The following is an 11,998-nucleotide window of genomic DNA, read 5'->3' as shown; positions in this document are numbered from 1 at the left end:
TTTGTTGCTTCTAATTTAGAACGAGAAGCTTACTTTAGTATAAATATAACGACCGCGTGGGTTATGAACCCCAGACGCATAACCGTAAAGGTCAGAATCGCCATCACCAATTGCAAAAGGAGGCTCTTCGTCAAACAAGTTATTAATACCTAGTGATAATTTAGCTGACTCAGTGATACGGTACGACGTTTGTAAGTCAACCAACACTTGTGAATCAATCATACGTGATGTATTGCTATCAAAATCTAAGTTACCGTCAAAGTCGATATCAGGTGTGTCTTCAAACTCACCAACATAACTTAAGTTAACATTAGTATTAAAGTCGCCCACTTCCCAGTTAGTTGAGAAAATCCAACGATGCTCAGGGTAACCATACTCACCAGAGTAATCACGGCCATCTTTTTCAAATTTGTTTTGGTAAGCCCACTCTAAATTGAATTTCAATAAACCTAAATCATCCAATGAATGATTGTAATTTGCTGAAAAGTCGATGCCAGATACTTCTTGTGAAGAGACGTTTTCAAATGTGCTATAGATTTTTTGAATTGAACCTAAGCTTTCACCATTAGTAGGCGGTAAGCGAACACATACAGTACTGTTTTGGTTACCACACTCGGCAGCATAAATTGGACCAAACTCTTCTTGGTCAATTTTATTGTCTTGGGTGATGCTCCACACATCAACACTTAAACCAAACTCTGCGCTAGGGGCCCAAATGAAGCCGACGTTCCAAGATTCAGACTCTTCAGGTTGTAAGTCTGCATTACCAGAGAATTGAATGTTGTAATCAAGTGCCTGACAGTCTAAGCCCGTTTGTTGACAGCGTTGAGTATCAATAAAGAACTGACTTTTTTCTGATGGACCTAGGCCAACTTGTGCTAAAGAGGGGGCTCTAAAGCCTTGTGCCCATGAGCCACGAACCGTGATTTCATCACTAGGTGCCCAGCGAAGTGCAACTTTTGGATTGGTAGTTGTGCCAAAATCGCTATAGTCATCGTGACGTCCAGCAAGTTGCAATTCTAATGTATCAGCTAGTGGAATTGAAAATTCAACATAAGCAGCATATTGATCGCGCGATGCTGCGGCTGATACAGCTTCAGTACCAAAAATTAAACCGCGACGGAACTGATCATCAGGGATATCTGTAACGTCTTCTTCGCGGTACTCAATACCGGCTGCCATCATCACCACATCGTCGCCAAAGCTAAATGCTTCACCGCTAATGTTTGCGTCAAATGAGGTCATATGTGACTCACCTTGACGTACTAAGCTAGTAGTGATTCTGTCGATTACTGCAGGATCGTTATAAGTGCCGCCAAATGGGTTGTAATTACCGGCATCTATTTCTTGTTGTAAAAAGTCGGTACGCACCCAGCCTTGTGAGCGATCGCCAGTTTGCATTGATTTACTACGACCTTTTTGTACCGCTGTCTCCCAGCTCCAGTCGTTAAACTCGCCCCGTAAACCCGCTACAAAACGCATCGTATCTGATTCAATATCCCATTGGCGAGCACCGGCATCAACCGTTCTGTAACGGCCAATATCTATATCTTTACCAAATGGGTTATTAGGATGATTTGCTGGCACAGTAAGCCCTGCATCTTCATCTAGCGGGGTTGGCGCACCCATAGCCACAGAGCTATTGTGTTGTACTGCCATTTCTAAAAATGCGGTAATACCATTATCAAAATTATATTCAAACTGCGAAATAGCCCCAATACGTTCAGATGCTGGTGCAATATAGCCGTATGGGCCGTAATCGAACAAACAGCTGCCACTGGCAGTTGCGCTATCGGCTGGACAAGCAGGGTCAATGGTTTTTACACCATCAACGTAAAAGTAACCAGGGAAGCCACGTGATGAACGAAAGTCCTCACCACCTAAAGCTCTTTGATCTGCAGTGCCTAAACTGCCCATTTCACTTGACGATAAAGAGGTGTTTTTAAAGTAGTCAATAATAACGGAAGCACTGCTTTTTTCGTTACTTGTACCCCAAACGATGCTGGCTGATGTTTCTTCGTAATTAGGACCGTCAGTGCCACCGTAGCCTAAGTTTACTTCAATACCATCAATATCTTTTTTCAAGATAACGTTAACTACACCCGCAACAGCATCAGAGCCATAAATAGCCGATGCACCATCTTTTAAAATGTCGATACGTTCAATCGCTGAAACAGGAATACTGTTAATATCAACAAATGAGTTAGTAATACCTTCAGCGAATGCACTAATAGCAACACGGCGGCCATTAATAAGTACTAAAGTTGCGTCAGCACCTAGGCCACGTAAACTTACCGCTGCAGAACCATTTGCAGTAGAGTCTTGGTTATTACCACGGGTAGAGAAAGTACCGCTACCTGCAACAGGCATTCTTTCAAGCAACTGCTGTAGGTTGTCATAACCCATGTTATCAATATCGGCTCTACTGATAGATTGAACCGGAGAAGGGCCTTCCATATCAGAACGTTTAATACGAGAGCCCGTTACTTCAATGCGTTCTACTTTTTTCACTTCATCAGCGGCGTATGTTGTTGTTGTAAAGCCAGCTGTTAATGCCAAAGTAGCCCCTGCAATTAAGCTAGGGGTAAATGCAAATTGCTTCATCCTTAAGTCCTTGTTAGTTTTGTTGAATTTGGTAGCTAAAAAAGCCTCCATATTAATACCATGTAACAAAGGTGTTAGCAATTGCGGTGTGGTGTGACTTTAGTCTGGGTGTTGCTGGTAAAATAGTCAGTGTGTTTTATTTACTTGGAGATAGAAGTTCGACGTAAAGCGGGGTTTTAATATAAATCTTGCGTTGCAATTAGTGGTAAGAATTAAATAGTTTAGTGAGCACTTATTTTGTAATAATTTATTCTTTTATTAACAGCCACTAAGTTGCAGTATATTTATGCAGTTTGGTTTAAAATTGTGCGTTAAATTATTTTAAAATAAATAAAAAAACGCCTAATAAATTAGGCGTTTTTATTTATGCTTTATGCTTCATTAAGCGTTCTTTTTCACGCGACCAGTCTTTATCTTTACCGTCTTCGCGTTTGTCGTGTAATTTTTTACCTTTTGCTAAATGAAACTCAAGTTTCACCCAGCAATTCTTCCAATACATAGCAGTAGCAATTAATGAATAGCCATCGCGTTCAGTTGCGCCTACTAAGCGATCTAGCTCGCGTCTGCTTAATAGTAACTTACGATAACGTAAAGGATCACAAATTACATGGGTAGATGCACTGTTAAGAGGCTGGATTTGGGCGCCTAATAAAAATGCTTCACCGTTTTTAAGATGGATATAAGTTTCAGTGATGTTAACTTTGCCAGCTCGGATGCTTTTTACTTCCCAGCCTTGGAGCTCTACACCCGCTTCAAACTTATCGTGTAAAAAATACTCATGTCGCGCTTTTTTGTTAAGCGCGATGGTATTGCTTGTCGATTTTGATGATTTATTCTTAGCCATAGTGCCCTATATTATACGTAATACGAGATGTTTTACATCGATTTTTTAATAATGCATTTAAAAGCTTAGTAATTAATTTAAGCAGCGTGAAAGTTTGGGGAAACGCGTAAAGCTTGCTAAAATTCCACCACACAGTTGGGAGTGAGTATGCCACAAATAAAAAAAAGTGCGCTGGTTATGTACAGCACTAAAGAGATGTTTGACCTTATTAATGATGTAGAAGCCTATCCTCAGTTTTTACCTAATTGCTCAGACTCAAAAATTATTAAGCAACACAATAATAGCATGACCGCGAGTTTAGAAATATCAAAAGCAGGTATAAAAAAGTGGTTTACCACAGAAAATACCTTTGTTGATGAGCAAACCGTGGTATTAAATCTTGTAGATGGTCCGTTTAAAATGTTGCAGGGGCGTTGGCACTTTCAACAACTTGACGCAAATGCTTGCAAAGTAGAGTTACAATTAGACTTTGAGTTTTCGAGTAAGTTGATTGAGTTAGCGTTTGGTAAAATATTTAATGATGTTGCAAAAAATATGGTGAGTGCGTTTACTCAGCGCGCGAAACAGGTTTATGGAGCGAGAGTATGATTGATGTTGAAGTTGTATTTGCACTACCCGAAACAGCAACAAGCTTAACAATAGAAGTTGTTAAGGGAACAACGGTAGAACAAGCTGTTATTCAATCAGGAATTATCGAAAAACACCCAGAAATAGATGCTACAGCACTAACACTCGGTGTTTGGAATAGAACTGTAAAGCCTAATCAAGAGCTAAAAGAGGGGGATAGAGTTGAAATTTATCGTCCTTTAATTGCCGATCCTAAAGATGTGCGTAGAAAACGAGCTGAAAAAGCGAAAGAAGAAGGGCGAGCAAATAAAGTAACCGGTGGCCGTCCTATAGAGCGATAGCATAAGGTTTTAGCTATTATAAAGGTGAGCTTAACTCACCTTTATAATTTTATAAGCGAGGGTGCTTATTGTTCGAGTGGAGTAGTAAAGTTTTCTGGCTGTTCGTAATCACCTGAAATAGAAGCAAGCTTTTCATTTTCAAAGTTAATAACCAGTGATTTGTACTGCTCGTTACTACGGCCTTTATTAAAGCTATATACATAACGCCAAGTGTTATTATCAAATGCATTTTCGGCGATAGGCTTGCCTAATACATAAACAACTTGCTCACGAGTCATGTTTACACGCAGTTTATCAACATCAGATTGTTCTAAAAAGTTACCTTGAGGGATGTTGATTCTGTATACCCAGCTAGAACACCCAGCTGCTGAACTAAGCGTTAAAGCAACGATAAGCCAAAGAGAAAAAGTTTTTAACGACTGCATTGTTAGTTGTGATCCTTATTTTTTATAATCTGCATGATACCGATTAGTCACTGAAGGTAAAACCCTTTTAAGCAATTGTTTTTTGTTAAGGGCATTAAGTTAAGGTAGCGATTTGACCACTGATAATCAAAAAAGTTTAAAATGCAGTGATCAGAGCTGCTTAAAAAAGCCATCTATCTGGTATTTGTATATAGTACAAACCCGCTACGGCCATTGGTATACGGGTATAACGACCAATGTTGAGCAACGTCTTGCTACGCACCAAGCGGGTAATGGTGCAAAAAACCTTAAAGGTAAAGGCCCACTTTTACTTATTCATCAGCACAGTGTTGGCAATAAAAGTGCAGCAAGTAAATTAGAATACCAAGTGAAAAAATTATCTAGGGCTAAAAAAGAAGCCTATGTAGCATCATTTAAGACGGGCTAAGTGGGAGTGGTGTTTTAGCAAGCTGGTTAATAAAGGCTTCTATTAATAGCACTGCATCAGTAAAAAGTTTGCTGTTAATATTCTCAGCGGTGTCATTACTTGTATGATGGGCACTGTCGTAGCCCATGCCAAAGTAAACATAAGGGATTTTTTGTCTTGCAAACGAATAGTGATCGCTCGCTTTATGCCAGTTTATATTTTTAGATTTTATATATCTGCTCATTTGCGCTGCGGAGTAAACCGGTTTTAAATTTACATTATTATTTTTAACGGCTAAAAACACACTATTTAAGGTGTTTTTTAACGATCTAGAGGTTAATACATATAAGTTGCTACGACGTTTTTTAACCCCTAGCATGTCTAAATTTATGTTCATAATAACGCTATTTGGTAGCAGTGTTTTGGCAAAATATTTACTGCCATGTAAGCCGTTTTCCTCTGCATCTGTGGCTACAAAGGTAAGAGAAAAAGGCAGTGGCTTATCATTAAATACGCTTGCTAAATAAATTAAAGCAGCAATACCGGTGGCATTATCATTTGCTCCAGGATGCAGTTTTCCGCCACGTTTACCTAAATGGTCATAGTGTGCGGTAATAATAATACGAGTGGCTTTTTGTAATGGGTCGCTTGCCTTTGTTACTGCCTCTAGAGCCCCTATGTTGGAACTAATAATATTAATACCACACGCTTGGCTAAATAGGCCCGATTTATAGCAAAATGGCTGCTCGACCACGTTATTATTAACTTGGCTTAATCTGTGTTTTATATAGCTTCTTGTAAGCTCTGCGCTTTGAGAACCTGTTTTTCTACCTGCAAGTTGCTGGTCTGCTAAGTAATATAAATCATCAATAAGTAGCTGCTGCGCCGTTTTACTATTAACAAAAGGGCTTAAAAGCAGAAAAATAATAACGACAGTTAATTGTTTAATGGGCACCTACCTTTGCGGTTAATGATTGCAGCGCTTTTAACTTTGCGCCATAACGTTTTTTGTCATGTAAAAAATCAGCATTTTTTCCGGCTTTACGCAAATGGTACTTTGCTTGCTTTGTATCGCCCCACTGAAAGTAAACTCGCGCCAAGCCAAAATGACTTTCGTGAAGTGTGGGGGATAATGTATAGGCCTTTTTAAAGTGTTTGAGTGCTTTAGCGTAATATTTATGTACGTACTCGGTATTACCAAGTGATATATGGTAATAAGGATTACTTTGGCGCTGTTTATCAAGCTGATTAAGTATTTGAGTTCCTTGCATCTCTCGCTCTGTAAGTAAGTACAACATAGCAAGATTACCTTGTGCTGTGTTGTTGTTTTTATCAAGATGAAGGGCATAATTATAAGCTTGCTCGGCTTCATTTAAATAGTTAAATTGCCTAAATAAAACACCTAAGTTCCCCCATGCAACGCTAAAATTAGGTGCTACCTTGGTTGCTGCATTAAAGTAGCTATAGGCTAATTCATATTGTTTATTTATTAGCGCAGTAGCACCTTTATTATTATAAAACATAGCGGTAACAGTATTTTTTGATAATCGTGTTGTTTTAAAGCGTGCTTGTCGGCTGTTAGAGTCAAAGTCGATAATTAAGCGCTGATCTCGTTGGTAAAATAAAGTGCCAGCATCTTTTATTAGAGGTTGGCTATTAAGGCTTAAATTTATGTGTCCGGTTAATAAATTAACGCCTTGATCAAGTGCCCAATATTCAGGGATATGTACTTTTTGAAATTGCGCTTTTAAGCCTAAGTGCTCCGCTAAGCTATACGCTAATATAGATAATGACAAACAGTTAGCGTTTAGATTTTGATAGCTTTGTGCAGCGGTTAAAGTGGCAGATGAGCGATAGGCAAGTGAGTCATCACCATTTTTTAATAAAAAGCTAAATATGCCTTGTGCAATATGTTGGGCTGAATTTTGACTGTTTAAATGAGAATCTAATTGCCGCGTTAAGCTGGTATCTAATTTAAATATTTCTGCTGGAGTTTCGATCTGTTGTAGCTTAAAGTTTGCTGGCTCAATGAGTTGCGGCAGCGCTAACTTTGGCGGTGAGCTACACGCACACAAAAAAAGTATAAAGCTAAATGATAAATAATATTTAAGTTGAGTGGCTTTCATATAACACCTCTAAGCAAAACTACTTACCAGTTAAGTGTAGTTGTAATTTTACTCAGAGGTATAATTTAAATGTTACAAAAAATGAGTTAGCGATTTGCCTCAAAAGTGGCAACAAGTGACGCAAGCGTTTGTGCGCTATTTGCTAAATCGCGAATAGCCTGCTCAGTATTTAATTGCTCATTCATCGACTTGTCGCTAATTTCACTAATTTGCTCAATATTACGTCCTACATCGGCTACTACATTACTTTGCTGCTCTGTTGCTGTTGCGATTAAGGTTGCCATATCATTAATTTGATTTGCTGTTTCAGTAATTGTATCAAGCAGCTCAACTGAGTTTTGCATTGCCCCTACACTTTGCTGAGCTTTACTTTTGGACTGACTAATATCGGTAACAACATCATTCGATATTTGGGTTAATTCTTCAATCATCGACTGAATTTCAGTGGTTGATTGTGAGGTACGATTAGCCAGCGCTCGCACTTCATCGGCAACAACAGCAAAACCGCGACCGTGCTCACCCGCACGCGCAGATTCAATAGCAGCATTAAGCGCAAGTAAGTTTGTTTGCTCAGAAATACCTCTAATTGAGTCAACAATACTAGCAATATCAAGCGTTTTTTTAGAAAGTAAGGTTACTTGCTCTGTAATGCCATCTATGTCGCTAGCAAGAGCTGCAATAGTCGTTTGGCTTTGCAGTACCTGTTGATGGCTTTTACTGGTGTTTTCACGGCTACTATTGGTTAACTTCGCCGTGTTGGCGGCACTTTGTGCTATTTCTTGTACTGTTGCGCCCATTTCGTTAATGGCGGCAGCAACCGATATTGTTTGCTCTTTTTGCTGATCAATTGCTTGTGAGTTATGTTTTGCTTGCGCAAACACGTGGTCAGAGCTTTGGCGGATCCCATGGCTTTCATGGGCAACTTGTTTAATTGCTGTGTCTATTTTTTCGATGAATTGATTAAAACCATCGGTTAAATTATTTAGCTCAGGTTGCGCAGAGTAAGGCAGTCTATATGCTAAATTAGCATCGCCTGTGCCTAAACGAGAGAATAGCTCGGCTATTTTCGACAGTGGCGACGACAATGAGCGAGCAAGCAAATAACTGATACAGCTCGCTATAAGGGCGATAATTATAGTGAAGGTTAAAATTTGCCATTCTAATTTACTCACACTCGAAAACACTTCGCTTTTAGGTACTTGGGCTACAACAAAAAGGTCAGTATTTTTTATTGGTGTTGCAGCAACCAGGGTGTCTTCACCGGCTAAGTTAATTTCTGCCAATGAAAAGCCATTACTATTTAATAATTTATTATGTATATTTTCGCCGTACAGGGCATCTATATTTACTTTAGCCACTTTATTGGCGTCTTTGTGTAACTGGATCAAGCCATTTTTATTGGCAAGAAAAACAAATCCAGATTGCTCAATCTTAAATTGCTGCAGTAGCTTTTGCATATCGGTAATGCTTTTAGCAAGCCCTGCCAAACCTAAACCATTGGGTTGCTGATGGTTAATAAACATTTTTACATCGTTAGCAGATTCTTGATAAATACTGATGTCATAAGGGCGCTTTGACTGTTTAAATGCGAAAAACCAGCCATCTGCGGCATCGTTTTTTAATACGCGTAAAAAGCCATTTTGGTTCCAGTATTGTGCGGTGTCTCTATTTGCCCATGATGCAGTAGCAAGATCGTACTGCTGTACTAATCTATTTAACTCATTAAGAATTTGAGAGTCGTCCTCGGTGGCTGAATTTGCCCAATCAATCAGAAATACATTTGAAGAAAGTTGTTCTGCGGCGCCTAAAAGCTCGTTTATTTCGCCACCAATATGGTTACTAATAGTTTGTAACTTGCTTGGAAGTTCAGACTCTATCATGCGCTTTTCGATGATATCCTCTGCGTTATGTAACGATGTTAAGCCTATGAGCGCGGCAACACAGATTGCTATAACACTGCCTAAAGCGGTGATTTTTTGAGTAATAGAAAGGTTTTGTATCATCATAAGGGTAATTTTGTTTACAACTGAACCAAGTAGGTGATTATTTTAACACATTATATATTTTGAGCGAGTGATGAATAGCGCGCCATACAGGTACGAAAAAGCCCACCGCAAAAGCAGGTGGGCTTGGTTTCTAACAAGTGAAACTTAGATTAACTTGGGATTAAACTATTTTTTTCATTGCTGACATGTAACCGCGTAATGTAGCGCCTACTTTTTCAACAGGGTGTTCACGTAATGCTGTATTAATTTGAATTAGCGTTTGGTTGTCTACTTGATTACTATGCTCACCTAAGCCTTTACCAATTACGTCGGTGTCAATTTTTTGCATAAAGTCTTGTAGTAAAGGTAAACATGCGTGGTTATATAAATAACAACCATATTCAGCCGTGTCCGAAATTGTACGGTTCATTTCAAATAACTTTTTACGCGCAATGGTATTAGCAATCAGTGGCGTTTCATGTAATGACTCATAATAAGCCGACTCTGCAATAATGCCTGCGGCAGTCATGGTTTCAAATGCAAGCTCTACGCCTGCTTTAACCATAGCGACCATTAAAATACCGTTATCAAAAAATTCTTGCTCAGCAATTTCAACATTGCCCGCTGGGGTTTTTTCAAAGTGAGTTTCGGCTGTTTCTGCGCGCCATTTAAGTAAGTTTGCATCATCATTATTCCAGTCTTCCATCATGGTACGTGAAAAAGTACCATCGATGATGTCATCTTGATGTTTGTTATATAGTGGGCGCATAATTTGTTTTAGTTCTTCGCTTAATTCAAACGCTTTTACTTTAGCTGGGTTTGAAAGACGGTCAAGCATATTGGTTACGCCACCGTATTTAAGGGCTTCAGTAATTACTTCCCAGCCGTATTGAATTAGTTTTGAGGCGTAACCTGCATCAATGCCTTTTTCAATCATTTTATCAAAACATAAAATAGAACCGGTTTGTAACATGCCACATAAAATGGTTTGCTCGCCCATTAAATCTGATTTTACTTCAGCAATAAATGACGACTTAAGTACGCCGGCTCTGTGGCCGCCAGTACCTGCAGCATAGGCTTTAGCTTGAGCTAAACCATGGCCTTGTGGGTCGTTTTCTGGGTGTACAGCAATTAGAGTTGGTACGCCAAAACCACGCTTGTATTCTTCACGCACTTCAGAGCCTGGGCATTTAGGTGCTACCATAATAACGGTAATGTCGTCGCGTACTTGCATACCTTCTTCAACAATATTAAAGCCATGAGAGTAGGCAAGGGTTGAGCCTTGTTTCATTAGTGGCATAATTGCGTTTACCACTGAAGTATGTTGTTTATCAGGCGTTAAATTTAATACTACGTCGGCAGTTGGAATTAGTTCTTGGTAAGTGCCTACAGTAAAGCCATTTTCAGACGCGTTTAAAAATGATTGACGACGTTCACTAATGGCCGAGTCACGCAGCGTATACGACACATCTAAACCAGAATCACGTAAGTTTAAGCCTTGGTTTAAGCCTTGTGCGCCACAGCCTACAATAACCAGTTTTTTACCTTTAAGAGCATCAACGCCGTCAGTAAACTCGTCTGCGTTCATAAATTCACATTGGGCTAATTGCGCCAATTGTTCGCGTAAGGGTAAGGTATTAAAATAATTCGCCATGTTAGTGTCCTATTGATTCAGTTTGTTAGATGCATTGCTGTTGCTTTGCTTAACTCAACCATATGAAAAATCTTTTCTTGCGTAAACTGATATATTTGCATTAGAGTGTTTCATAATATGAAATACTGAGTTGGTTATGGATCACAAGCATTTAAATTACTTTTTAGCGTTGGCAAAAACATTGCACTTTTCGCGTGCCAGTGAACTTTGTCATATAAGTGCGCCGACATTGAGCCGTAATATTAAGCAGCTTGAAAGCGAAGTGGGGGTAATGCTATTTTTACGTGATAACCGCAGTGTAAAATTAACCCGCGAAGGGCTGGCATTTATTGACTACGCCACATCCACATTGGCTAATTGGCAGCGCTTTAAAGCGAACCTAAAAGAGCCACAGCAGTATATTTATGGCAACGTGAGTATTTATTGTTCAGTAACCGCGTCGTACAGTTTTTTACATCATATTTTAGAGCAGTTACGCGCTCAACATCAGCATATAGAAATCACCCTAAATACCGGCGATCCTGCGCTGGCAATAAACCGTGTTTTAGATGGCCACGAATCTATGGCTATTGCTGCTAAGCCAAATAAGTTACCTGCACAAATTGCCTTTGTTGATATTGGCTATTCACCGCTGGTATTTATTGCGCCTAAAATTGCGTGCTCAATTACGCAAAAGCTTGCTAGTAATACACCTAGTATAGATTGGTCAGAGCTTGAGTTTATTGTGCCAGAGCAAGGGTTTGCTAGGCAACGCTTGGAGCAGTGGTGGCGAAAAAATAATATTCAGGGAAAAATTTATGCACAAGTAGCAGGGCACGAAGCGATGGTATCTATGGTGAGCCTTGGCTTTGGTATAGCAATGATCCCTAAAATAGTTTTAGATAACAGTCCACTACAAGACAAAGTACACGTTTTACAAACAAATACACATGCACCTAAAGGTATTGATATTGGCTTGGCAGTATTACATAAGGAATTAAACGACCCGGCTATAAGTGCCTTGTGGAATATAGCGCAAAATATGGGTGAAAAAATAATTTAATGCA

11 protein-coding genes are annotated in these 11,998 nt (G+C 39.3%); 4 read left to right on the top strand and 7 right to left on the bottom strand.

What is annotated here, in order from left to right; translation table 11 throughout:
• Nucleotides 1–15 precede the first annotated feature (15 nt).
• Together AAEY55_RS04540 and smpB are read right to left on the bottom strand one after the other, a co-directional pair.
• Nucleotides 16–2,604 (bottom strand): TonB-dependent receptor, encoded by a 2,589-nt coding sequence (locus AAEY55_RS04540; protein WP_011327533.1) that lies wholly within the window; start codon nt 2,602–2,604, stop codon nt 16–18.
• Between the two features lie 364 nt (nt 2,605–2,968).
• Complete coding sequence (gene smpB / locus AAEY55_RS04535; RefSeq protein WP_011327534.1) at nt 2,969–3,448, bottom strand: SsrA-binding protein SmpB; 480 nt, start codon at nt 3,446–3,448, stop codon at nt 2,969–2,971.
• Nucleotides 3,449–3,595: 147 nt separating this feature from the next.
• Between smpB and AAEY55_RS04530 the strand changes: the two genes are divergently transcribed.
• Both AAEY55_RS04530 and AAEY55_RS04525 read left to right on the top strand, forming a co-directional pair.
• Nucleotides 3,596–4,036 (top strand): type II toxin-antitoxin system RatA family toxin, encoded by a 441-nt coding sequence (locus AAEY55_RS04530; protein WP_011327535.1) that lies wholly within the window; start codon nt 3,596–3,598, stop codon nt 4,034–4,036.
• Nucleotides 4,033–4,356 carry an RnfH family protein gene (locus AAEY55_RS04525; protein ID WP_350550252.1) on the top strand — a complete coding sequence of 108 codons (324 nt, stop codon included), beginning with the start codon at nt 4,033–4,035 and terminating at the stop codon, nt 4,354–4,356. The genes AAEY55_RS04530 and AAEY55_RS04525 overlap by 4 nt, the downstream gene beginning before the upstream one ends.
• Before the next feature lie 65 nt (nt 4,357–4,421).
• Here AAEY55_RS04525 and AAEY55_RS04520 read toward each other — a convergent pair whose 3' ends face one another.
• The gene (locus AAEY55_RS04520; RefSeq protein ID WP_086993523.1) at nt 4,422–4,781 is read right to left on the bottom strand and encodes an outer membrane protein assembly factor BamE; all 360 of its coding nucleotides are present in this window, start codon (nt 4,779–4,781) and stop codon (nt 4,422–4,424) included.
• Between the two features lie 112 nt (nt 4,782–4,893).
• Here AAEY55_RS04520 and AAEY55_RS04515 point away from each other — a divergent pair, with 112 nt between their 5' ends.
• Nucleotides 4,894–5,208 (top strand): GIY-YIG nuclease family protein, encoded by a 315-nt coding sequence (locus AAEY55_RS04515; RefSeq protein ID WP_089367892.1) that lies wholly within the window; start codon nt 4,894–4,896, stop codon nt 5,206–5,208.
• Here AAEY55_RS04515 and AAEY55_RS04510 read toward each other — a convergent pair.
• From AAEY55_RS04510 to ilvC, 4 genes are all read right to left on the bottom strand, one after another.
• Nucleotides 5,195–6,142, bottom strand: coding sequence for a M28 family peptidase (locus AAEY55_RS04510; protein ID WP_089367893.1), 948 nt, complete (start codon nt 6,140–6,142; stop codon nt 5,195–5,197). The two genes, AAEY55_RS04515 and AAEY55_RS04510, sit on opposite strands and share 14 nt — an antisense overlap.
• On the bottom strand, nt 6,132–7,313 hold the full coding sequence (locus AAEY55_RS04505; RefSeq protein ID WP_089367894.1) for a tetratricopeptide repeat protein: 1,182 nt from the start codon (nt 7,311–7,313) through the stop codon (nt 6,132–6,134). The genes AAEY55_RS04510 and AAEY55_RS04505 overlap by 11 nt, the downstream gene beginning before the upstream one ends.
• A gap of 86 nt (nt 7,314–7,399) precedes the next feature.
• Complete coding sequence (locus AAEY55_RS04500) at nt 7,400–9,319, bottom strand: methyl-accepting chemotaxis protein (protein WP_089367895.1); 1,920 nt, start codon at nt 9,317–9,319, stop codon at nt 7,400–7,402.
• A gap of 160 nt (nt 9,320–9,479) precedes the next feature.
• Nucleotides 9,480–10,952, bottom strand: a complete 1,473-nt coding sequence (gene ilvC, locus AAEY55_RS04495; RefSeq protein ID WP_011327542.1) for a ketol-acid reductoisomerase — start codon at nt 10,950–10,952, stop codon at nt 9,480–9,482.
• 136 nt (nt 10,953–11,088) lie between these two features.
• Here ilvC and ilvY point away from each other — a divergent pair, with 136 nt between their 5' ends.
• Nucleotides 11,089–11,994, top strand: a complete 906-nt coding sequence (gene ilvY, locus AAEY55_RS04490; RefSeq protein ID WP_011327543.1) for an HTH-type transcriptional activator IlvY — start codon at nt 11,089–11,091, stop codon at nt 11,992–11,994.
• Nucleotides 11,995–11,998: the final 4 nt, after the last annotated feature.

It is taken from the genome of Pseudoalteromonas sp. 120-MNA-CIBAN-0494, assembly GCF_040308885.1.
GTDB lineage: Bacteria > Pseudomonadota > Gammaproteobacteria > Enterobacterales > Alteromonadaceae > Pseudoalteromonas > Pseudoalteromonas nigrifaciens.
Note: the sequence above shows the minus strand (reverse complement) of the source record. Positions and strands in the feature narration are given on the sequence as shown.